The organism is Streptomyces sp. NPDC004266, assembly GCF_042874095.1.
In the GTDB taxonomy this organism is placed as follows: domain Bacteria; phylum Actinomycetota; class Actinomycetes; order Streptomycetales; family Streptomycetaceae; genus Streptomyces.
The window spans coordinates 14731-37249 of sequence record NZ_JBIAMM010000028.1 but is presented as its reverse complement, the minus strand read 5'-3'; the positions used below and the strand labels follow the sequence as shown (position 1 = coordinate 37249).

The 22519-nt window shown below is 70.3% G+C and carries 20 protein-coding genes and 1 pseudogene; 15 read left to right on the top strand and 6 right to left on the bottom strand.

Annotation, left to right across the window (positions count from 1 at the left end; genetic code table 11):
- Positions 1-14 precede the first annotated feature (14 nt).
- The gene (locus ACFYUZ_RS37710) at positions 15-1622 is read right to left on the bottom strand and encodes a S8 family peptidase (protein ID WP_389317242.1); all 1608 of its coding nucleotides are present in this window, start codon (positions 1620-1622) and stop codon (positions 15-17) included.
- A gap of 652 nt (positions 1623-2274) precedes the next feature.
- On the opposite strand from ACFYUZ_RS37710, the gene ACFYUZ_RS37705 reads away from it, so the two are divergent.
- Complete coding sequence (locus ACFYUZ_RS37705; RefSeq protein WP_389317239.1) at positions 2275-5175, top strand: ATP-binding protein; 2901 nt, start codon at positions 2275-2277, stop codon at positions 5173-5175.
- 211 nt (positions 5176-5386) lie between these two features.
- Positions 5387-5992 carry a GPP34 family phosphoprotein gene (locus tag ACFYUZ_RS37700; RefSeq protein ID WP_389317236.1) on the top strand — a complete coding sequence of 202 codons (606 nt, stop codon included), beginning with the start codon at positions 5387-5389 and terminating at the stop codon, positions 5990-5992.
- Between the two features lie 154 nt (positions 5993-6146).
- On the opposite strand, the gene ACFYUZ_RS37695 is transcribed toward ACFYUZ_RS37700, so the two are convergent.
- A complete protein-coding gene (locus ACFYUZ_RS37695) occupies positions 6147-6734 on the bottom strand; it encodes a CHAT domain-containing protein (protein ID WP_389317233.1) in 588 nt (195 codons plus the stop codon).
- Between the two features lie 820 nt (positions 6735-7554).
- Here ACFYUZ_RS37695 and ACFYUZ_RS37690 point away from each other — a divergent pair.
- The 4 genes and pseudogenes from ACFYUZ_RS37690 to ACFYUZ_RS37675 all read left to right on the top strand — a co-directional run bounded on the left by ACFYUZ_RS37690 (position 7555) and on the right by ACFYUZ_RS37675 (position 10930).
- A complete protein-coding gene (locus ACFYUZ_RS37690) occupies positions 7555-9396 on the top strand; it encodes an alkyl/aryl-sulfatase (protein WP_389317230.1) in 1842 nt (613 codons plus the stop codon).
- Between the two features lie 121 nt (positions 9397-9517).
- The gene (locus ACFYUZ_RS37685) at positions 9518-9640 is read left to right on the top strand and encodes a hypothetical protein (RefSeq protein ID WP_389317228.1); all 123 of its coding nucleotides are present in this window, start codon (positions 9518-9520) and stop codon (positions 9638-9640) included.
- A gap of 174 nt (positions 9641-9814) precedes the next feature.
- Positions 9815-10311, top strand: a pseudogene (locus tag ACFYUZ_RS37680) (transposase); the annotation flags it as partial.
- Between the two features lie 46 nt (positions 10312-10357).
- Positions 10358-10930 (top strand): S1 RNA-binding domain-containing protein, encoded by a 573-nt coding sequence (locus tag ACFYUZ_RS37675; RefSeq protein ID WP_389317225.1) that lies wholly within the window; start codon positions 10358-10360, stop codon positions 10928-10930.
- Positions 10931-11051: 121 nt separating this feature from the next.
- On the opposite strand, the gene ACFYUZ_RS37670 is transcribed toward ACFYUZ_RS37675, so the two are convergent.
- A complete protein-coding gene (locus tag ACFYUZ_RS37670; protein WP_389317222.1) occupies positions 11052-11426 on the bottom strand; it encodes a winged helix-turn-helix transcriptional regulator in 375 nt (124 codons plus the stop codon).
- A gap of 174 nt (positions 11427-11600) precedes the next feature.
- Here ACFYUZ_RS37670 and ACFYUZ_RS37665 point away from each other — a divergent pair, with 174 nt between their 5' ends.
- Positions 11601-12473: an SDR family oxidoreductase gene (locus tag ACFYUZ_RS37665; protein ID WP_389317219.1), complete on the top strand. Its 873-nt coding sequence runs from the start codon at positions 11601-11603 to the stop codon at positions 12471-12473.
- A 28-nt stretch (positions 12474-12501) separates the two neighbouring features.
- Here ACFYUZ_RS37665 and ACFYUZ_RS37660 read toward each other — a convergent pair whose 3' ends face one another.
- Together ACFYUZ_RS37660 and ACFYUZ_RS37655 are read right to left on the bottom strand one after the other, a co-directional pair.
- The gene (locus ACFYUZ_RS37660) at positions 12502-13032 is read right to left on the bottom strand and encodes a transposase (protein WP_389317216.1); all 531 of its coding nucleotides are present in this window, start codon (positions 13030-13032) and stop codon (positions 12502-12504) included.
- Positions 13029-13415: a winged helix-turn-helix domain-containing protein gene (locus tag ACFYUZ_RS37655; protein WP_389317214.1), complete on the bottom strand. Its 387-nt coding sequence runs from the start codon at positions 13413-13415 to the stop codon at positions 13029-13031. The genes ACFYUZ_RS37660 and ACFYUZ_RS37655 overlap by 4 nt, the downstream gene beginning before the upstream one ends.
- A gap of 860 nt (positions 13416-14275) precedes the next feature.
- Here ACFYUZ_RS37655 and ACFYUZ_RS37650 point away from each other — a divergent pair.
- The 6 genes from ACFYUZ_RS37650 to ACFYUZ_RS37625 all read left to right on the top strand — a co-directional run bounded on the left by ACFYUZ_RS37650 (position 14276) and on the right by ACFYUZ_RS37625 (position 19663).
- Positions 14276-15001 carry a DUF2589 domain-containing protein gene (locus tag ACFYUZ_RS37650; RefSeq protein WP_389317211.1) on the top strand — a complete coding sequence of 242 codons (726 nt, stop codon included), beginning with the start codon at positions 14276-14278 and terminating at the stop codon, positions 14999-15001.
- 267 nt (positions 15002-15268) lie between these two features.
- Positions 15269-15631, top strand: a complete 363-nt coding sequence (locus ACFYUZ_RS37645) for a hypothetical protein (RefSeq protein ID WP_389317208.1) — start codon at positions 15269-15271, stop codon at positions 15629-15631.
- Positions 15628-17232: a DUF2589 domain-containing protein gene (locus ACFYUZ_RS37640; RefSeq protein ID WP_389317205.1), complete on the top strand. Its 1605-nt coding sequence runs from the start codon at positions 15628-15630 to the stop codon at positions 17230-17232. The genes ACFYUZ_RS37645 and ACFYUZ_RS37640 overlap by 4 nt, the downstream gene beginning before the upstream one ends.
- Complete coding sequence (locus tag ACFYUZ_RS37635; protein WP_389317201.1) at positions 17229-18041, top strand: hypothetical protein; 813 nt, start codon at positions 17229-17231, stop codon at positions 18039-18041. The genes ACFYUZ_RS37640 and ACFYUZ_RS37635 overlap by 4 nt, the downstream gene beginning before the upstream one ends.
- 278 nt (positions 18042-18319) lie before the next feature.
- The gene (locus tag ACFYUZ_RS37630) at positions 18320-18997 is read left to right on the top strand and encodes a hypothetical protein (RefSeq protein ID WP_389317198.1); all 678 of its coding nucleotides are present in this window, start codon (positions 18320-18322) and stop codon (positions 18995-18997) included.
- Between the two features lie 258 nt (positions 18998-19255).
- The gene (locus ACFYUZ_RS37625) at positions 19256-19663 is read left to right on the top strand and encodes a hypothetical protein (RefSeq protein WP_389317195.1); all 408 of its coding nucleotides are present in this window, start codon (positions 19256-19258) and stop codon (positions 19661-19663) included.
- Positions 19664-19925: 262 nt separating this feature from the next.
- On the opposite strand, the gene ACFYUZ_RS37620 is transcribed toward ACFYUZ_RS37625, so the two are convergent.
- Complete coding sequence (locus tag ACFYUZ_RS37620) at positions 19926-20456, bottom strand: hypothetical protein (protein WP_389317192.1); 531 nt, start codon at positions 20454-20456, stop codon at positions 19926-19928.
- A gap of 432 nt (positions 20457-20888) precedes the next feature.
- On the opposite strand from ACFYUZ_RS37620, the gene ACFYUZ_RS37615 reads away from it, so the two are divergent.
- Positions 20889-21518: an SUKH-3 domain-containing protein gene (locus ACFYUZ_RS37615; RefSeq protein WP_389317189.1), complete on the top strand. Its 630-nt coding sequence runs from the start codon at positions 20889-20891 to the stop codon at positions 21516-21518.
- Between the two features lie 315 nt (positions 21519-21833).
- Entirely contained in the window at positions 21834-22472 is a 639-nt protein-coding gene (locus ACFYUZ_RS37610; protein WP_389317186.1) for a LysR family substrate-binding domain-containing protein, read from the top strand.
- The last annotated feature ends 47 nt before the right edge of the window (positions 22473-22519 follow it).

The following is a 22519-nucleotide window of genomic DNA, read 5'->3' as shown; positions in this document are numbered from 1 at the left end:
GGGAGGCAGCCGGGTCAGAACTGGAGCGACCAGGCGTTGATGTAGCCGGTGTCGTTGGTCCAATTGTCGGTGGCGCGGAGCTTCCAGGTGCCGTTGCCGGACTCACCGGAGGCGTTGACGGTGAAGGTGCCCTGGATGTTGTCGGCGCTGTCGTTGGAGTTGTAGTCCTTGAGGAGGAAGGCGGTGCCGTCGGGGGCGACCAGCTCCAGCCTCACGTCGCCGCGGTAGGTGTGGCGGACGTCGACGGTGACGGCGAGGTTCGAGGGGGCGTTGCCGGTGACTCCGGTGACGGCGAGGGGGGAGTCGACGGTGGCGTTGTCGCGGATCTGGTAGTCGTCGGTGTTCTCGAACTTCTTGCCGGTGGGCGGCGGGGTGGTGCCGCCGGCGCCGGTGTAGAGGAGCTTGTTGGGCGAGCCGGTGCGGGCGTCGGTCACCTTGTCGGGCGTGGCGTCCGCGACCAGCCTGTCGCGGACCTGGGCCGGGGTCCAGGTCGGGTTCGCGGCGAGCAGCAGGGCGGCCGCGCCCGCGACGTGGGGGGAGGCCATGGAGGTGCCGCTCATCGTCTGGGAGGCGGTGTCACCGGAGTTGGACGTGGAGACGATGCTGTCCCCGGGGGCGAAGACGTCCAGGCAGGTGCCGTAGTTGGAGCCCTGCCCGTTGGACCAGCCGGAGGCCCGGGCGTCGCGGCTGTTGGTGGCGCCGACCGTGATCGCCGACGGCGTGGAGGACGGGGAGTAGGAGCACGAGTCGGCGTTGTTGTTGCCGGCCGCGACGACCCAGGTGACACCGGAGGCTATGGAGGCCGCGACGGCGTCGTTCACCGACTGGGTCTTTCCGCCGCCGATGCTCATGTTGGCCACGGCGGGCTTGACCGCGTTCTTGGTGACCCAGTCGATGCCCGCGAGGACCGGGGCCCAGGTGTCGCCCGAGGTGCCCTGGCAGTTCAGCACGCGGACGCCGATGAGCTTGACGCCCTTGGCGACGCCGTAGGAGCTGCCTCCGACGGTGCCCGCGACGTGGGTGCCGTGCCCCTGGCAGTCGGAGGCGTTGGAGTCGTTGTCGACGAAGTCGTAGCCGCTGACCGCGCGGTTGCCGAAGTCGCGGTGGGTCATCCGGATGCCGGTGTCCACGATGTACGCGTTCACGTTGGAGGCGGTGGTCGCGTAGGTGTAGCTCGAGTCCACGGGAAGGCTGCGCTGGTCCACGCGGTCCAGGCCCCATGAGGGCGGCGAGGGCTGGGTGTCGACCGCGTACGCCACGCCGTCGGCCTCCACGCGGGCCACGGTGGGCTCGGCGGCCAGCTCCTGGGCCTCGCTCTCCGTCATGCGGACGGCGAAGCCGCGCAGGGCGGTGGTGTAGGTGTAGCGCAGGCTGCCCGCGTGACGCTTGGCCAGGGCCCGGGCGGAGGCGGGCACGTCGGCCGAGGGGACCGACCCCTTGAAGGTGACGATGTAGGAGCCGTCGACCGCTCCCGGCCGGTCCGCGCCGACGATGCGGTTCTCCCCGCCGCTCGGCGGTGTCGGCGCGGCCGTGGCCGCGGCGGTCGCGGAGGCCACGGCGAACAAGGCGGCACTGGTACTGATGGCGAGCAGGCGCCGGAGGGCGCGAGCGTCGAACTCCATGACTGCTTCCTTCGTGGGAGGTGTCCGGACCGGGGTCGATGTCCGGAGGGCGGCATCCGTCCCGCCGGTGGCTCCGGGCGCGCTCCGTCAGGGGTGGGAGGGCGCGCCCGGAGGATGGCCGCCGGCCGGCCGAGACGGTGGCCCGGGTAGGGACCGTGACGATCCGTCGGCCGAAGGCGGTCGTACGGGCGCCACTGGTGGCGGCGCCGGGACGGCGGGACGGGGTGACATGGCGTCACGGAGCGGGCTCCGCGACGCACGGATCCGGTCACGCCGTACGGCTGCGTGGGGTGCTGCCGCCCCGTGCCTCCAGCGGTTGGGGACCGTGGTGGACGGGGACGGCGCGACCGGACCGCCCAGAGCTTCGGTCACCCGGGAGGAGGCCAGCAATGCGTAGCGCTACCCAAAGAATGGGGACGGGACGTCGCCGCCCGTCGCCCGGCGGAGACCGCGCCGAGCGACGGAATTCCGTGGGTAGTCGCCCCCTATTGCGACGGCGGCCCCGCTGCCGGTAGACCACCTGCGGGTGGACCCACCTGCCCGGCGGGCACCGCGGCCGCGCCCGCGGCGCGGCGCGTGGAGTCCGGTCCCCGAGGGACCTCCACGACGTTTGACGGAGCCACCGGGTGGGTGGCCGGTGAAAGGCGGAGCCGTGGAGAGACGACCCTTCGATGCGCCACACGACGAAGTGCCCTCCGACGGGGCCGGGTTCGTCGGCCGGCACGAGGAGGCACGGCGACTCCGGACGGCCCTGCGCGCAGGGGGCGGTGTCGTCGTCGTGCGCGGGGAGGCCGGGGCCGGGACGTCACGCCTCGTGGACGAGGTGCTCGGCGGGGCGGAGTTCGCGGAGTGGACGCAGCTGCGCGGGACATGCCCGGACGACGCGGAACCGCCGCCCCTCGAGGCCGTCGCCTCGGCCTTGGCCCAACTCCCGTACCGTCCGGGCCTGGCCGACCTGCTGCCGCCGGTCACCGGAGTCGTGGGACTCGTCGTGCCCGAACTGGCCGACCGCCTGCCGGATCCGCCCGCGTCGGCCTCGGACCCGGAGGTACGTCGAGGACTGCTGCCCCGCGCGGTGGCGACCCTGCTCGCCTCGCTCGGCGACACCGTGCTGGTCCTGGAGGAGGTCCACCTCGCCGACCCCGCGACGCTCCGGCTGCTCGACCGGCTGATGGACGACCTGCCCGCCGGGCTGCGGCTGGTCGTGACCGAGGACGCCGCCCCCGGGGTGCCGGTCCTCGGCGTCCGTACCCCGGCAGCGGGGCGATGCGAGGAGATCCGCGTACGGCCCTGGACACCGGAGGAGACGGAGCAGTGCGTCCGCCGGTGGGCGGCGGGATACCCGCAGGTGCGGCCGGAGGAGCTGCCGGAGCTCGCGGCACTCGTGCACGAACTGTCCGGCGGACTGCCCGGAGCCGCCGGAGCCCTCCTCGACGACGCCGGGGAGCTGCTTTCGGCCGGCGCGGAGAACGGCACGGCTGGGCCCGCGGTGCTCGCCGCCGTACGGGAGGCGGAGGTGCCGGGGCGGGTGGCCCGGGAGTTCGCCCGGCGGTGCGCGCCGCTGGGAGAGGAGGCCCGGCGGATCGTCGAGGCGGCCGCGGTCCTCGGCCGGCCGGCCCCCGTCGACGTCCTCGCCGAGGTGGCGGAGTGTCCGCCCGGAGCGGCCGAAGCGGCGGTCGACACGTGCGTACGACGGTCCGTGCTGCGCGCCGAGGGGGCATCGCTGTCCTTCCGGCACCCGCTGGACCGCCGGGCCGCGCTGGCGCGGATCCCGGGGCCCCGGGCGGCGCGGCTCGGTCTGCGCGCGGCCCGCGTCCTCCACCGCGCGGGTGACGGACCGGTGCCGCTCGTCGACCTCGCCCGGCTGTACACGGCCGCCGGACACGTCCGCGAGGGCCTGCGCTGCCTGGTGGTGGCCGCCGACCGGGCGGCGGCCACCGGCGACTACGCCACCGCCACCCGCCTGTACACCCGGGCCGTCGTCGAGGACCCCCGGACCGAGGGCCGGGTGCGCACCGCCGCGAAACTGGCCCGCACCGCCCAACTGGCGCGGGCCGGCGAGCAGGTGGTCGCCGCCGTGCGCACCGTCCTCGACGAGGACGACCCGCCGCCCCGGCTGCGCGGCGAGATCCGCCTGCACCTCAGCGTGGTCCTGCGCAACCAGACCGGCGGAGCGCTGGACAGCCTCGAAGAGGTCGCCCGCGCCATCCCCGACCTGGAGGCGTCCGATCCGCAGACCGCCGCACGGGCCATGGCGGTCGCCGCCATCCCCTCCATCCAGGGCTGGCCCGTCGACCGGCACCGGCACTGGCTGGACCGAGGCGAGACGCTCACGGAGCTGGTCACCGACCCGGTCGCCCGGGCCGCCATCGCCGCCAACCGGGCCACCGCCCTGATGCTCCTCGGCGACCCGCGCGCCTGGCACGCGGCGGAGGCGCTGCGCGGTCCGGCCGGATCCGCCATGGAGGCCGCGCACCACGCCCGGGGCTGGACCAACCTGGCGCACGCGGCCAGCGCGCTCGGGCACGGCACGCGGGCGCGGGACTTCCTCGACCGGGCCGTCGCCGGTCTCGCCGACAGCAGCAGCCCGTACCTGGAAGGACTCGTCGGCACCGCCCGACTGGTCCTCGCCTGGCACGGCGGCCGCTGGGACGGTCTGCACGCCGCCGCCGACCGCACCACCCGGCTCTACCAGGAGATACCCGACCTCACCGCCGAGGCGATGCTGGTGCGCGGACTGACCTCGCTCCACGCGCTCGGCGACGTCCCCCGGGCCCGCCACGACCTCGCCCAGGCCGCCCGCACCGCCTGCTACGACACCGGCTTCATCCTCACGTCCTCGGCCGCCGCCACCGCCCGCGTCCACCTGGAGGCGGGCCGCCCCGGGCAGGCGTGCGAGGCCGTGGAGGACGTGCTGCGCCGGATCGAACGGACCCGGGGCTGGATGTGGGGAAGCGAAGTCCTGCCCGTCGCGGTGGAGGCCCTCCACGGCGACGGCCGCACGGCGCGGGCCCGGCGGCTCGTCGCCGACTTCGCCGCGGGCTCCGCGGACGCCGACGCGCCTGCCGCCCGCGCGGCGCTCACCGTGTGCCGCGCGCTGCTCGCGGAGGCCGCGGGCCGCCCCGACGACGCCGTCGCCCTGCTGACGGACGCCGAGGAGCGGTGGCACCTGCTCGACCGCCCGCTCGACGCCGCCCGCGCCGCGGAGGCCCGCGGGCGGTGTCTGCTCGACCTGCACGGAGAGGCCGCGGCCCAGGGCGTCCAGGACGTCGTCGAGGTCTACCGGCACCTGGGCGCCCGCTGGGACGTCGCCCGCTGCCAACGGCTGCTGCGCCGCCACGCCATCGTCACCACCCACCGCCGGGGCCGCCTCGGCTACGGCGACCGGCTGTCCCCGCGCGAGGAGGAGGTGGCCCGACTCGTCGTCCAGGGCCGCGCCAACCGGGACATCGCCGAGAGCCTCGTGCTGTCCACCCGCACCGTGGAGCACCACGTGGCCCGCATCATGCGGAAGCAACACGCCGCGTCGAGGGGCGACATCGCCCTGCCGTGAGGGAGGAGGCCGCCTCGGACCGTGGCACCCCCGCGACCGTGCCGTCCCCAGTCCACCTGCCCGGCCGTTGATCGCGATTCGGCGGAGTCTGTGACGGGAGCGACCGGACGGGACGATACTGGCAAGGGCAGCGTGCCCGATCCGCGACGGCCTCCACGGCCGGGAGGCGGGCGGGGCGCGTCTTCAGCGATGCCTCCGAGGGGAGCCGTTCATGACCACGGCGAGAGACCTGTTCATCATCGCGATGGACTCCGGGCAGGAGCCCGCCGTCGGACAGGGGGACCTGTCGCTCGCGCTCGCGGGCGCCGAGCTGATCGACCTCCTCGGCGCCGGAGGCCTCACCCTGGAGGCCGACGTCCTCGTGCCGGGTGTGGCGCCCGCCTCCGACGACCGGCTCCTCGGCGAGGCGGGGGCGCGGATCGTCCGGCAGACGCCGTACGAGACCGTCGAGGACTGGCTGTGGCGTCGGGGCACGGGCCTCGCGGCCACGTACCAGACCGCCCTGGAGGCGGACGGTGAGCTGACGCCGAAGGCCGCGGGCCGCCTGTCGTTCGGCGCGCGACGCGTGGAGGCGGTCGACACGCCGGCCCGTCACGGGGCCGTCGAGCGCTGGGAGCGGCGGGAACCCGTCCTGACGGCCCTCGCCTCGGTCGTGGGCATCGGCGCCGAACCGTCCGACGAGGAGCCGGGCCTCGACGACGACGCGGCCACGGCCGTGGTCGCCGCCGTGCACGACGCGGTCATGGAACTGGAGGCCGTCCGCCAGCGGCGCACCATCGAGAACGCGGCCTTCGCGAACCTCTGGCGCGGGCCGTGACGCGGGTGGGCCATGGCCGAAGCGCACGAGGCGGCGGCCGCGACGGACGTCGTACGGGCGGTGGCGCGGCGGCCGTCTCCCGCAGGTCGGCCCCCTCGTCCCTCTGGGGCGGCTCAGGGGCCGACGTGCACGTGGTTCGCCCGGAGCAGCGGGTTCAGGGGTAGGCCGCGCGCTTGCGCAGGAGGGCGTCGCGGAGCGCGGACGCCGCCCGGGAGACGTCGAGTCCGTCCTCCGGCCCCGCCATGTTCCGGTAGACGTCCTCGGCGATCTGTCTCTCGGCGAGTTCGGTGGCCGGCCACAGGGTGCCGATGACATGACGGAACCCGGCCCGGTGGGACGCGGTGGTCAGGTTCGTCGACTCCTCGGGCGCGATCGCGTAGGGGTGACCCGTGCCGCACGCCGTCAGGACGACCAGTTCACCGAGGACCGGTTGCCGCCGGATGCCCGCCACCGACAGCCGGGCCGTCTCGGGCGGCCCGGCGAGCACGAGGTGCCCGGTGGAGGGGCCGTCGGAACTGCCGACCGCGTGACAGGCGAAGTGGACGACGTCGTGCGCCTGGAGGACGGCGGCGGGCACGGCGTCGTCGGTGAGCACGGTGGACCGGGGCAGCAGGGGCAGCAGACGCCGCGTCTGCTCCCCGAGGTGGTCCAGCGCGCCTGCTCCGGCCGGCGCGTCGACCAGGACCACGAGGCCGGTCCGCGCCGGCCCCCGCGGCCGGGCGGCCGCCTTCCGCGCGGCCACGAGCTCGGAGGGTCTGGGGACGACTGACGAGACGGTGAGGTGGAGCAGGCCGCCGGTCCCGCCGCCGGGCGTGAGTGCCCGGCTCCATGTCGGCCTGCGGCACTGACAGAACGTATCGGGCGTATCCGCGCCGGCCCGGGCGTGTATCCGTACGGCGAGGTGGCCTCGGAACCGCCGCCCAGACCGCCTTACCCACTGGCCGCACGCAGGTGACGGGTGTGCTGTGGCGGATGTGGAGGAGCCCCGGGCGTATACGCCCGGGGCTCCTCGTGGGCCCGCACGCGACCACCATCGGTGCGGGCCGGTGTTCCCCATGCCGGGCCCTGCGGGCGGGGGAGGCCCAAGGCCCGGCGAGTGAGCGGGTCCCATCCGCTCCACCTCCGCATGCCCTCGATGCCGGCCGTCACACACCCCCGCGCCCTTCTCGGGAAAGCCCGGTGTGAGGAATGACTTCGCGGGCAGACGGGCCCCGGCGCCGCCGTCCACGGACCCCCCCCGAGTCGTGGACGGCGGCGACTGAAGCACGGCTCTGCCCGTCGTTTCTCCCTTCCCGCAGGCAGGGGGCATGAGGCGTACGGCACGTACGGGCGGCCACGGCCTGGAGCCGGGCCACGGGCTTGGGCATGACGCCGGCCCCCTCGGTGACGGCGGCATCGTCTCGCCACCCCCGAACTCCTCGGCGCGCTGGAGGAAGCGTGGGAGGCCGCGCACGAGCGGATGTCTCGACCGCCCCACACAGGGTCCGATATGCGATAGTTCGCGGCTGATGTTGAGATGGACCGGCAGGTAGAGCGAGCGTGCGGAACGGAGCATCAGGCACATGACCGAGACCCTGCCCTCCTTCGAGGACACGACCGACTTCGACAACGCCGACCGGGGCTTCATCGGCGCCCTCGTGCCAGGGGTCGTGAAGGCCGACGACGGCCGGGTGATCTGGGACAACGACGCCTACGCCTTCCTCAAGGCCGACTGCCCGGACACGGCCCACCCCAGTCTGTGGCGCCAGGGCCAGCTCTCCTCCCGCCAGGGCCTGTACGAGGTCGCCGAGGGCATCTACCAGGTCCGCGGCCTGGACATCTCCAACATGACGCTCGTCGAGGGCGAACGCGGTGTGATCGTCATCGACCCGCTGATCTCCGTCGAGACCGCGGCCGCCGCCCTCGCCCTCTACAAGGAACACCGCGGCGACCGCCCCGTCACCGGCGTGATCTACACCCACTCGCACGGCGACCACTTCGGCGGCGTCCGCGGCGTCCTCCCGCACGGCACCGAGGACGGCGTCCCGATCCTCGCCCCCGCCGGCTTCCTGGAGCACGCGGTCAGCGAGAACGTCTACGCCGGTACAGCGATGGGCCGCCGCGCCAGTTACATGTACGGCGTCGGCCTCCCCACCGCCCCCGACGGGCAGATCGGCGTGGGCCTCGGCCAGGCCACTTCCACCGGCACCATCAGCCTGATCCCGCCGACCGTGGACATCACAAGGACCGGGCAGGAGGAGACGGTCGACGGCGTCCGGATCGTCTTCCAGCTCACCCCGGGCACCGAGGCCCCGGCGGAGATGAATTTCCTCTTCCCCGACCACCGCGCCCTGTGCCTGGCCGAGAACGCCACCCACAACATGCACAACGTGCTCACCCTGCGCGGCGCCATCGTCCGCGACAGCCGGATCTGGGCCCACTACCTCGACGAGGCGATCGAGTACTTCCACGGGAAGTACGACGTCGGCTTCGCCTCCCACCACTGGCCCACCTGGGGCCACGACAACGTCGTGGCGTTCCTGGAGGAACAGCGCGACCTCTACGCCTACATGCACGACCAGACCCTCCGCCTCCTCAACGAGGGGTACACCGGCACCGAGATCGCCGAGCGGATCGAACTGCCGCCCGCCCTGCAGAAGGCGTGGCACGCCCGCGGCTACTACGGCTCGCTCAGCCACAACACCAAGGCCGTCTACCAGCGCTACCTCGGCTGGTACGACGGCAACCCCGCCCACCTGTGGGAGCACCCGCCCGCCGAACTGGCCCAGCGGTACGTGGAGGCCCTCGGCGGACCGGCCGACACCCTCGCCAAAGCCCGCGCCTACGCCGAAGGCGGCGACCTCCGCTTCGCCGCCACCCTCCTGAACCACCTCGTCTTCGCAGACCCGGACGACCAGGAGGCGAAGGACACACTCGCCGGGGTGTACCAGCGGCTCGGCTTCGGCGCCGAGAACGCCACCTGGCGCAACTTCTACCTGCGCGGCGCCCAGGAACTCCGGCAGGGCATCACCGGCGAGGTCGTCGACCTGTCCAACCCCGAGATGGTGATGGCGCTCACCGTCCCCATGCTGCTCGACTCGATCGCCATCGCGATCGACGGCCCGCGCGCCTGGGACGACGAGCTCGTCATCGACCTGGTCCTCACGGACGGCCCCACGGACGCGGGCGCCCGGCACCGCCTCACTCTCCACAACGGCGCCCTCACCCACCGCGAGACCACCGCCCCGCCCCGCACCCCCATCGGTCTCACCCTCACCCTTGGGAAGGCCCAGCTTCTCGGCCTGCTCGCCGGAAAGAGCCTCGACGAGCTCGGCATCACGGCCGAGGGCGACCCGACCCTCATCACCCGGCTCCTCGCCTATCGCTCGACGCCCGACAGGAACTTCCCGATCGTGACCCCCTGACGGTTCCACAGCACCAGGTCTGCCTGGTCGGAGACCTGGATTACCCGGTTCGTACGACAACAATGCCCCAGGTCGCTGACCTGGGGCATTGTCAAGAATGGATGGCAAGGCTCGCGGCATCGTGTCCGCCGCGAAGGAAGTGCTCGACGCCCTGGAGACCGATCTCGCCGAAGTCGACCACGACGGAGACTCAGACGTCCTCGCCTGCCTGACCGGATCCCTCGACGCCACGGTCACTCCGTAACACTCCCCAACGAGCTCCGTCCACACAAGCCCGTGGCCGGCACCTGCGTGGACGGGGCAAGGGCGGGAACAACCCACCCCGCTGGGCCCCGCCTGCGCCGCTGGACCGACGTGGACCGGACCGGCCTACTCATCCGGCGGTAAGACGTCGTCTTATTTGGCGGTTCGGCTCGTCATGCCCGCCACGTTCCGCCGAACACACGGGATCACCTACTTCCACGGCTGCTACTCCGTCGGCGACGACCAGATGGGGGGATCAACCGTCGGCGCAAGGGCATCGACCACACCTGGGCGGCCATGCGAACGATCCGGGCAGCCCGTCCGGACGGCGCCCCGATCTACGTGATCCTCGACAACCTCTCCGCCCACACGAACTGGCGGATGAAACGGTGGGCGGACAAGAACAAGGTCGAGCTGCGCTTCACCCCGACCTACGCCTCCCGGGCCAACCCCATCGAGGCCCACTTCGGACCGCTGCGGCAGTTCACCCTGGCCAACTCCCACCACCCCAACCACACCGTCCAGACCCGGGCCCTGCACGCCTACCTGCGCTGGCGCAACAAGAACGCCCGGCACCGCGACGTCCTGGCCGCCGAACGCAAGGAACGCGCCCGCATCCGCAGCGAGAAAGGCATCCGCTGGGGCGGACGTTGCCTCAAGACCGCAGCCTGAGCGCACTTCCTACCCAGTGCGCAGCTCCTCGTGAAAGGCTGGGAGCATGATGGGTGGGCCGTCTGAGAACCCGGAACTCTGGGCATTCCTGGAGCCGCTGCACCGCGGCGAGTTCCTTTCCGGCACCGTCACAGCGATCGAACGGTTCGGTGTGTTCGTGGCGCTGGACGAAGGACCCGACCATCCGGTCTTCCCCGGCGTCGGGTTCATCTCCTTCGCTGAACTGTCCTGGCAGCGCTTCGAGGCAGCCACCGACGTCGTGCAGGTCGGACAGCGCGTCTCATGCGAGTTCCTCCAGTTCGACACGTGGAACCTGGAGGCCAGACTGTCCTTGAAAGCCACACAGCCGGACCCCTTTCAGGTATTCGCCGACACCATCGCGGTGGGGCAGAAACTGCCTGGCCAGGTCACCAAGCTGATCCCGTTCGGCGTCTTCGTCCAGGTTGCCGACGGGATCGAGGGACTGGTTCACCTGCGCGAGCTCGCCTGGACACCGGTGGAGACTCCAGCAGATGTCGTCCAGGTCGGCGACGAGGTCACGGTGGTCGTCACCGAGATCGACCGAGAGCGACGCAGGCTAACCCTCTCCCGACGACAAAGCTCATCCGCCGGCGTGTGACGCGCTGCGTTCCTGCGACGGTTCCCTTGCGCGAGTGCTCCTGAACGCCTGCTCAGCCAAAGGAAGACACACGCGCCCCAGGCCGGTGAACCTTTGCGCTCACAGCACTAGCCGCCGCTGATTACCTGGTGCGCGCAGTGCGGTCGTCGTACTCTTCGCGGGCGGTGATGACTTCTTCGATGTGCAGCACGGACCACTCCGTGAGCGCCTTCAGCGGTTCCCTTAGCGTCTGACCGAGCGCGGTCAGCTCGTACTCCACGTGCGGCGGCACCTCTGGGTAGACGGTCCGGCTGACCAGCCCGTCGCGTTCGAGGGTGCGCAGCGTCTGGGTGAGCATCTTCTCGCTCACGCCCGCCAGCGCCTGCCGGAGCCGGCCGAACCGGGAGGTCCCGTTCCGGCCGAGTTCGCCGAGCACGAGGACCGCCCACTTGCTGCCGATCTGGTCGAGCAGGTCCCGCGACGGGCAGCCGCGCTCGTACGGATCGAATGACGGCATGGGCCCGGTCACATTCTCGACAGCAGCCATACGGCTCACCTCAATGCTTTCGCTACGGTAAGTACCGTACCAAGAAGTGGCTACTCCCCAACAGAGAGTGTCCAGGTCATTCTGTGTTTCATCCCGCGGCGGACGGACCGCGGCAGGCGTGCAAGGCACGTGCGGAAGGAAGGAATGACCATCATGCCGATCGTCGTCACCGGAGCCACCGGCCAGCTGGGCAGGCTCACCGTCGAGGCACTGCTGCGGCGCGGGATCCCGGCCGCGGACATCATCGCGACCGGCCGGGACATCGCCGGGATCAAGGATTTGGCCGACCGAGGCATCACGGTACGCCGCGCCGACTTCGCGGACACCGACGGCCTGGCCGAGGCATTCGCGGGGGCGGAAAGGCTGCTGCTGATCTCGGCCTCGGTCCCCGTGGACGAGCGGGTCGCCAACCACCGCCGCGTGATCGACGCCGCGGCGTCCGCAGGCGTGTCGCTGGTGGCGTACACGAGCACGACGCACGCGGACACGGCCACCACCGTCATCGGTGCCACGCACGGCGAGACCGAGGCGTATCTGCGGGACCGCGGAATCCCCAGCGTGCTGCTGCGCAACGGCTGGTACCTGGAGAACTACACCAGCCAACTGCCGCAGATCCTGCAGAACGGCGCGGTCGTCGGCGCCACAGGCGAGGGGCGGATCAGTGCCGCGTCCCGCGCCGACTACGCCGAGGCCGCAGCGGTCGTCCTCACCGCTGAAGGCCACACCGGCGCCGTGTACGAGCTCGGCGGCGACGAATCCTTCACCCTGACCGAGCTCGCCGCCGCGATCTCCGCTGCGGCCGGAAAGCAGGTTGCCTACGCTGACCTCCCGGTGGCCGACTTCGCCCAGGTACTGGCCTCCGCGGGCCTACCCGCCGAGCTGGCGGAGGTCCTCGCCGACGCTGACCGCGGTATGAACCGCGGCGAGATGTACACCGACTCTGGCGACTTGCGCCGCCTGATCGGCCGCCCGCCCGTGACCCTGGCCGAGGCACTCGCGGCCGCCCTGCATGACTGAGGTGGAACTCGTGATGCGGCCGGGTTGCTCAGGTGGATCTGATGGCCAGGCCGGTCTCGGCGAGGCAGCCGTCTATGAGTTCGCTGCGGTACTGGATGTGCCGTAGGCCGCACCGGATGTGCTGGACGAGGTGTTCGGGGGTACTGAAGGCGACGTCGGAGAGCCGGCCGCGTCGCAGGAGGGACCAGATCCCCTCGACCGGGTTGAGGTCGGGTGCGTAGGGCGGCAGACAGTAGATGGTCAGCCAGTCCCGGGCCTCGGCGAACTTTTGCAGGTCGGCGGCCTTGTGGACGTTGAGGCTGTCCCAGACGAGAACGATCGGGCCGGCGAGCTGCCGGTGTGCTGCGATCAACAGGTCCCGGCAGTCGCGCCAGGAGAAGCTCTTGCGCCCATCGCGACGGCCGTCGTCATGGCGGGGCCGGTAGATGAGCCTGGAGCGGTGACCGGGTTTGTAGCAGGTCAGCGCGGCGGTGGAGATCCGTCTGCGGGAGCCGCCGCGGACCCGCACCACCGGCGCCCGGCCGCGCTGTGACCAGGTCTTCGCGTGCGGCGGCGTCATGGAGAATCCGGCTTCGTCCTCGAAGACGAGCCAGGCTCCACGGGCCGCCGCAAGTCTTCCGCGCAGGGCCACACCTCCTTGACCCACCCGGCCACCACCCCGTCGTCCCGCTCCATGGCCCGTCGGGCCGGGACCTGCCAGGACCAGCCGTTACGCGCCAGCAGTTTCCGCACGCCCTGGATCGTGTAGGCCATGTGAAAGCGCCGACCGATCACCGTCTTGATCCGCGCCAGTGTCCAGCGCTGGTCCTCCCAGCCGTGCGCGGCCGGCCCCTTGGCCGGCTCCGCCTCCCCCTGGGCGAACCGCTCGGCCGCCTTGAGCCGTAACTCCTCGCTGAACTCCTGCCGTTCGGCAGTCAGCCCGCCTCCTTGTGGATACCGCATGCCCCGGTGGTACCGCACGGGCGACGAGCCATCAGCTCCTACGACACCACGAGTCCAATCTCAGGAGGGATCCCTCGTCGGTGCCGGTGACCGGGACGCGCTACTGGGCTGTGGGGACACGGATGCCGAGGGCCGACATGGTGGCGGGGGAGTGGGCTTCGGTGCCGGGTGGGTGATCAGACCCGCGAACCACCAGAGGGCGGCTGTCAGCCCCAGAGGAGCAAGGAGAGGCCGCGTCGAGGCCCACGATTGCCGCACGGAGTAGATGCGGCCTTCGGTCTGTTCCGGCACGGACCCAGGTGGATCGCCACGGAGAACGGCTTCCGCGCGCAAGTCGTTCGTGTGGTAGCGAATCCGATCTCGCCGGTTACGTAGCTCCAGCTGAGCTACCGGGCCGGCGAGGGCGAATGGCATCCCGACAACGACCAGCCGCGGAACAGACGTCAGCTGATGCAGGTGCACCACCCGACTTGAGGCATCGATCACCAGCTTCGTGGCAACGAAATCGAGGATGACCACCGCCGTGAACATGCGCAGCCCGATCGACCGCCGCTCATGCATTGCGTCGCGGTGGTACGAGGCCTTCTCGATGTAGTCGCTCGCCGACGGCGATGTGGGTGGCGGGGGTGGTGGTGCTGACAACATGCTCCTCCGGCCTTGGGGGCTTGGAGCAAGGGATCCTTACCGCGCCGACCGTTCCCGGTATCAGGGCGAACGGGATTCATGTGTGCGACGGAGCACTGGTCTCGAATGAACGCGGCCGTATTACTTTCGAGGAGCTCTGGTGTGTCGGGAGGGGGGTGGGACGAAAGAGACGGAGGATCGCTTCAAGATCCAGTACCTGGTTGAGGGAGTACCTGATGGCGGAGGCGAAGAAGACGAGTCCGGCAAGGAAGGGGACGGCGGCGAAGGCTACAGCTCAGAAGCCGGCTCCGGGCGTCTCCGGCAACGGGGACTCCGCGTCATCCGTGCCGGGGGTCCCGTTGGCCCTGGGCGACCTGGCGGCGCCGGCCGCGCCGGCTTCTCCGGTCGATCTGGGGGCGGAGCTGTCGCTGCCGTTCGAGCAGATCATCGGCGGACCGCTGCAGGGGGTCATCCGGTCCAGCGCGATGGCCGCGAACGAGACCGCACAGTTCATCAGGAGCGTGGGTTTCAAACAGGACGGTCAGCCCGAAATGGTGGCGTTCTCCTACACCTCGACGGAACCCACGCAAACTGAAGGCGCCACCGGGAAGAAAGACGTGGTGAAGAAGGTGGAGGTGCCCCTTCTCACGGTGGTGCCGATCCCTTACCTGCAGCTTTCCAAAGTGACGCTCGATTTCAATGTGAAGATCGACTCGGTCTCGACCCGGAAGCAAGAGCAGAAAATCGGCGCCCAGACGGAGGCGAGCGCCGGCTTCTGGGGCGTCAAAGCCTCGATCAAGGCCAGCTACGATTCCAGCAGTTCGAGTTCCGACACGGTCAATCGGAGCGCGTCGATGTCGGTCCATGTGGAAGCTGAACAAGGACCGATGCCGAGCGGCATGGAGAAGATCCTTTCGATGCTGACCGACAATGCCGTCACCGTCAAGCCGGACGGCTCATAGACGGACCTACGGGGCTCCGGCGCCGAATCCTCGTGCGCTCATGCCCGGAGATCCGGGTGCAGCACTGGATCGTCTCGGGACCTCTACCGTCCCCGCCGGCCGTCGGTATCCGGCGCCCGGGCCCCGCCTGAGGGCTGTCAGCCCTGCCCGACCCGCCCCCGCGCGTTCCCCCGTTCGGGTTGGTCGGCGGTTGCCAGCTTTGGTGATGGCCGCCGCCGCCACCAAAATGGCAGGCCCTAGCCGGGAAAAGCCAACCAAGGAGTACCCGTGAGCGAGTTGACGGTACGTCGGCTCTTGCAAGGCCTGCAGCAGGCCGTGGCCGAAGCCGACCAGGCGGTACGCCGGACCCAGGAACCGGACAGCGACTGTGTGGGAATCCAGCCGCAGATGGTCATCGACGACGTTTCCTTCACCGTCTCCTTCGTGGCCGATCCCACCGCTCCGTCCGCTTCGTCCACTCCCGGCCAGGCCGACGACGATGTGCGCATCGCCGTCGACCAGCAGGCCCTCGCCGACGCCAAGCACGTGAACACGGTCTCGTTCACCGTTCGCAACCGGCCCGTGGAGCGGCTCGAGGTCAACGGCCGCCATCACATCGTCCCAGCGGGAGCAGCGGGGGACGGGCGATGAGCGACGACGTCGTCCCGGTCGGCGCGCTCCTCGGCGCGGCGTACCAGGCGGTGGTCCACGGGCAGAACCTGGCCGCACGCGAAGCGGTCGAGCTGGTCCGGGATCTCGGATTCGAGAAGGACGGCACCGCGAAACCGTTCCGCTTCGCCTATCAACGCACCGAGGCCACGGAAGACGGCCCGCAGGTGCGTACCGTGCATGCCACCGTGCCGCTGCTGTCACTGATCAATCCGCCGGCCATCAGCATCGACAAGGCCGCGATCAGCATGAGCCTGCACCTGATCAGCCAGGGAACCGAGACCGGGTCCGCCTATGCCTCGGCGGCAGGTGGTGGGGCACCGGCGGCGGAGGGGACGACGCCCCGACTGAAGGGGCGGATTGTCCACAAGAGCGACAGCAACGCCGTCCTGACCATCGAGTCCACCCTCAAGCAGCGCGATCTGCTGGGCAGCAGCCGGCTGTCCCAGTTGCTGGACGCGGCCGTCAGCGACCGTGACAGCGTCTGGTACCAGGTGCTGGACCAGGCGGAGGCATTCCGCACAGCCGCCACCGCGCTGATCGACACCGTCGCCCTGGATGGCTCCGAGGGGAAAGACATGGGGGTACGGCAGTGGCTGCAGCAGCTGTGGCAGTTGAAGGAGAGCGTCACGGATGCGGTGAGCGCCTACCGCGACGGGCTGCTCGAGAAGATTCCCCAGCTCCATCAGAGCTGGAACACCCAGTGCCAGGAGCTGGCCTGGATCGACCGGCATACCGAGCCGGAGACCATGGCGCAGCTGCGGTGGACGTTCATCGCAGCTGCCAGGGACGTGTGGAATGCCCTCCTGCCGGGCGCACCGGTCGCCGAATTCGGACCGCCCACCGTGGACCAACTGCGCGTCCGGTTCGAGACCGCCGTCGCCGCACTCGCTGCCGCTCCGACGGGCCTGGAAAGTCTGCCTGAGCAGCTTCACGGCCTCGAAGCGGCCGTCGCCCAAGGCTGCATCGCTCACCAGTACAAGCAGCCGGAGGCCGTCACGGCAACTCTGCATCGCTACAACGGGACCGCTGCGGAGATCCGGAAGATGTGGAGGACGGTCCCCCAAAGCCGTGATTCCTGGGCCAAGCAGAACAAACTGGCCGCCGCTGCCACGACGGTGTGGGACGCGTTGGCCCGCACGGTGCCGGACGACTTCCGCACCGAGAGCCGGATGAGCGCGGAAGAGATCAAAGAGCTGCTGGACAAGTGCGACCGCTTGCTGGACGAACTTGGTGAGCAGGTGAAGAGATTCCCCTCCAGTGTCTCCATCAAGCCCCTGAAGCTGGCTTACGAGGTGGCCGAACATCTAAGGTCTTGGGACAAAGGCGATTGGAAAGCCCGGAAGTGGAACCCGGACGACCACACAGAGGAGATCGTCACTCGCCTCAATAAGTTCAACACGGTAGTCGGAGAGGCCAACAGGCAGTATTCCACACCGGGCCCCATGAAGTGGCTCACACCGGAAAAGTGGAATGCCGCCGCTCCGGACTGGAACAAGATGGCCCGTCAGTTCTGGGGACTCCTCCTCGACATCGAAAGCCACCCGGTGACCGACGTCGCCGACATGAAGAGCAACCCGTGATCTGCGGGGACGACACCGGTACTGGCCGCGCGCCCGCGCTCCGCACGGAAGGCCCCGTGGACCCGGGGTACGCCGGGCCCCTGGCCGCGCTCCTCACTCAGGCCTGCCGCACGGTGCTGGACGGACAAGTCGGCGCGGTGAGCGCCGGACTGGTGAGCGCGGCCCGGACCCTGCTCACCAGCGGCGACGACGGCCGCCCACAGCCCGTCGCACAGACGGCGGCTGCCGCCGTCCCAGCAGGCAGGACCCGGCACATCGCCCTCGCCGACCTCTCCGGATGGCCCCTCTACAGCATCGAATCCGCCCGCATCACCCTGCACCTGACCATCCCCACACCACCCGGCCCGGACGGCGTCCTGCACCCCGCGATCCCGACAACGACCGCCACCAAGACCATGACCGCCACCATCCGCCTGACCACCCAGCCCAGACGGCGGCCCCTCGCCGACGATCTCGTGGCAGCCGCGCTCACCCCCGCCCCACCGGCCGTCGACAGCGACCGATTCTCAGCGCCGGCCCAGCGAGCCGTCGCGACCTGGAGACACCTGCCGAACCTGTACCACTGCGCCGAACGGCTGTCCGCCGAGGCTCCCGACCACCCGACCACCACCGCAGCCGTGCAGGCTGTGGAAGACCTGGCCGAGGCCGTGTGCACGTGGTGCGCGGGCGGGCCCCCGGTCGAGGCACGCCTCATCGCACGCGCTCCCCACCCTGAGCACCTCGACCCGGATGCTCCCTCCGCCCTGCCCGCGCTCGCCGCCGCGGTGTCAGAACTCCGCCGTGCCCTCGGCACGCCCGCCCTTTTGTGACCCCCCGCCGGGGGCGGTCAAGGAGCAATCGACGACGTGCCGGCGACTCCGGGACTCCCGAGGGCGCCTCGGGGCACAGTCACCAGCAATGGGAGGCCGGGGCGGACGGAGGAGGCCGCCATGGCGGCTGCGATGTCGATGAAGGCGAAGTCGCCGGTGACGGTCCGAGCAGAGAGCAGGGACGCACCCCGCAGCCCGCGCCGCTCGTTGGGGGTCGTGATCACCTGCCCACGCCAGATCGGACCCTCTCCATGTCTGACCCCGTCGACATTTCCTCCTTGCATCTGTCGATTCGCCACCGCCCCGTCCTCACCGCGTCCAGCGAACTCGTCCGCGCTCACGGACACGACCTGGAAGACCTCAGGCTCTCCGTCACGGAGGGCTTCGGCCCCGGCGCCGACTGGTGCGAGGTCGACGAGGAGCTCCACACCATCACCATGGGAGACGCGGAGATCCGCCTGCGCCCGCGGCCGGACACGCCCGCCTGGCACGCGGAGTACTTCCCAGCAGGATGGGGAAGCCGATTCGAGCACGTCCCGCTCGAACGGCGCACGGACATCGCCGCCTACGTGGACCGCACGTACGACCTCGTGGAAGGGCTCCTTCAGGAGTGCGACCTACGAGCAGCAGCCTCCGAAGGCGGGGCCGTCGCAGTTGACCGTCTCGTCCGCACGCACATCGGCCTAGCAGATGAGAGGTACGCGGCGCTGGACAGCCTCCACAGCGCGCTGCTCACGCCCGAAGGAGTACTGCCGGACTGGGCTCTGGAGCTCATCCACATCGAGGCCGAGGGCCTGAACACGACCCGGGAATGGCTGACCAGCGCAGTCGTCTCCTATCACCACGGCACAGCCGGACGGCGCCCCGTCACGATCTACGGCGGCGTCTGCTTCGGATTCTCCGAGGGCGCGATCGACCTCGTATCCCCACAGCCTCGCCTGGACGGGGCCCGCTGAACTCAGAAGCAGGCCGACCAGCCCGAGGAACGCCGGCACACCCGCCTGATCCCCCGTCAGGATGGTCGCGGCCCCCTGGCCGTGTTGCCCGACCCGGCCAGGGATCGGGAGCCGTCCGCATATCAGCGGTTCGTTGGACCCAAAGTGCTGGGGGAGCCGGTCGAGATCGTCTACTGATTGCGAACCGAGCGGGTTCTCTGCCCAACTTCCGTGATACACCGGGAAGATCAGATGACGTGAGCAGAGAGGACACCGTCCATGGACCGACCGATGACCTCGATGCCGGGCGACACGAAGGTACTGTCCATCGGTCTGCATCCCAGTGCGCTTGACTACAGCCGGATGCCCGACGGTGTCGACGAGACGGTGCTCACTGCCAGGATCGAGGCGGCGAACGCGGCGCTGCGCGAAGCGGGTTTCGATGCTGTTCCCTGCCTGATCGACATCTCTCCAGACCGCGCCGAGGCGACTGTCCGGGAGCAGCTCCAGGAGCACGCGTTCGGCTTGGCGATGATCGGCGGTGGCGTGCGGATGCTGCCGGAGAACACTCTGCTGTTCGAGCGGCTGGTCAACCTCCTCATCGAGGCGGCGCCCGGGATCCGGCTGTGCTTCAACACGACGCCGGAGGACACGGTCGAGGCGCTGAGGCGGTGGATCCAGGCGTAGACGAGATGTGGCCGGCTGAGAGCCGTCTGCATCCCTGCCGAAAGGTATGTGGACGGCTCCTCATGTCAGCGGGCGCCAGGCCGAAGTCAGCCGTGCTGCCACGGTGGTGGGACGCTTGACGAGCTGGCCGCCTTCGAAGCAGGCCCCTGCCCGGGCAAAGGCGGCGAGACAGGGTGCGTTCGCGGCCACAGCGCGGGGACACTGGCGGACGGCGGGTCCTACCACGCAGTCACATGGGCGTGTTCCCGATCTCGGCCTGGCGTCAGTCAGCAGGTGGCCCGTCTGCTGCCTGTTCATCGCGGGCAGCCGCCGTTTCGTTCTCAGTCTTGGCCGCGGTCGGAGTGGACCGGGTGTCTCGTCGGTCGCCGGTCAGGATGTCGAAGGCGATCTGAACAACCTCATGGTTTTCGAGATCTGGGTGCTCGTTTTGAACGCGACGGATGTGGGTGCCGAGGGGATCGGGGCTGTTCGGATGCTCGGCTTCGAGAGCGCGCAGCAGTGTGATCAAGGGGTCGGAGTCGGAGGTGTGATCGCCCCGTTCTAGCAGCATTCTGAGCTGCTCAAAGGGGCTCCCCGTGAGCTCTGCGGTCCGTTGGCCCATGTACAGGGTGACCCTTTGGCAGATCGCCCTGGCCTGGGCCTGGAGATCGTCTAGATCGGCCTGCCGCATCTGCGGCTGCGTTCTCTGGTGGAAGGCTTCGCGGAAGAGCTGCGAGACCTCCGCCAGCTCGTCGGCAAACGGGCGTGGGGTGAAGGACGGTTCGGCCGTGTTCCACGGCTGTGGGGTGGGCATCGGCGGCGGGGTGGTCGACTGTGAGGGCCCAGAGGACGCTGACACGGCGGCGAGCGAGGGCGAGGACGGCTTGGGCGTGGCGCTTGCCTTCGGCGCGTTTGCGTTCGTAGAACCGGCGGGATTCGTCAGACCGTCGGATGCTGAAGAGCGCGGAGGTGTAGAGGACGCGCCGGAGCCGTCGGTTGTAGGCCGTGTATCGAAAGTGGATCTTGGACTGTGAATGATCACGGGTCATAGGTCGGGGAGATCTCACGGACGTGCAGCGGGCGATGCTGGAACCGTTGTTGCCGAAGGGTGCCGGGGCGGGGCAAGCATCCGTCTGGCCTCGGCGGCAGTTGCCGGACGTCTTGCCCCATCCGTTCCGCGTAGATTCCCTATGTGCAAGAGCTGCGAGACATGGGTGCCCGGCATGGTCGGAAAGGCGCACACCGGATGAGTGACGAGCAGAGCAGGGCGAGGGAGGAATCCCTCAGCAGGGCGTTCACCGGTGCCTCGCGCGTCGAGTGCAGGCCCGTGGACATCGAGGCGACCCGCCTGGCCTACCAGGAGGCGGGTTTCGACGTCACCGACGAGCTCGTGGCGTTCCTCGGGACGTACGGCGAGACGACGGTCTTCTGGCCGTCGCACATCACCGGGAAAGAGACGTCGCTGACGATCTCCGTCGAGGAGGCCGCAGAGGCGTTCGCTCCGAACGTGCGGTACTTCGAGAAGCGCCTGGGGATGTCCGCCCTGCCGGTCGGCATCGCCTTCGAGACGGAGGAGATGGTGCTGCTCGCCGAGAACGGTGACATCATCCTCGGCGGCGACGCCGGAGTTCAGCGGGTCGCGCACGGCTTCGAGGAAGCCGTGCGGGCCCTGATCTCGGGCGACTCCCGGACCGATCCGCCGCCGGCACCCGCTTCAAAGGGGGCGGGGCAGGCAGAACAGGGGAACAGTGCTCCGCCGACCGACAGCGACCGACGTGAGCGGGTACGGGTCCCGGTCCGGTGCTGGGCCGAGGGCCCGAACTCTGCCGCCCTGAACCGCCGGTTGGAATGCCTGCTATGCCCGGTTATCGGGTGAGGACATTTCCCGTAACTGTCGCCTGTATCGGGCGCGCATATGCCGCGGTGTGGCCCTGCCCTTCACTGTGGGCTACACCCACCCGTTCAGTGATCAACAACAAGCCCTTACGGCCGCCGGCGCGCTACCGCCCGTACTGCCCGGCGCACTGCGCCGGCGGAGTGACCGGCCCGGGTAACAGCCGTTCTGCACGTTTCTTCGCACGCTCTGACCCTCATCGCACAGGTGGGTCGATTTGTTGTCGGAGGCGAGTAGTCAGAAGGGCGGATGCAGACCGTCGCTGAAGGCCCCTGCCTGAACCAGGATCGGCGGACCATGAACGACGTCACCGCCGCCTCCCGGCTGCGGATCGCCCTCAAAGTCGACATCGACGGCGGCCTGCTGCCGCGGATCCTGGACGCCTACCGCACCGACCCCGCCGCCCTACCCCACGAACTGGTCCTCGGAGGGTACGGCGCTCAACCCCAGGCCCTGCGCGACGGTCTCGCCGACGTCGCACTCGTGCTCTGCCCCATGGACGATCGCGGCTTGGAGAGCGAACCGTTGATGACCGAGCCGGTCCTGGCCGCCCTGGCGGCGACCGACCCGCTGGCCGCCCGGACCCGGTTGTGCCTGGCCGACCTGGCCGGCCGCACCCTCCCCAGCGGCGTGCCGGTCGACGCCGGACAAACCGCCCCCGTCCGGCCGGGCGCGGCCAGGACGGCCTCCAACCTGTCGGAAATCTTCAGCCTCGTCGAGACCGGCAGCATCGTCTTCTTCGCACCCGCCTCGGTCGCCCGACGCAACCCGCGCCCCGGGATCGCCTACCGCCCGGTCAGCGACCTGCCGAACTGCACATTTGCCGTCGCCTGGCCTCAGGGCGCCCGCTCACCGGCCGTCGCCGCCTTCGTACGCGCCGCATGTGCGACCGCAGCCGCCACCACGGAACCCCGCAGCCAGAGCACGATCGTCTGAGCCGCCGACAACGACCGGCATCAGCCCAGTGTGACGCCCATCGCGCT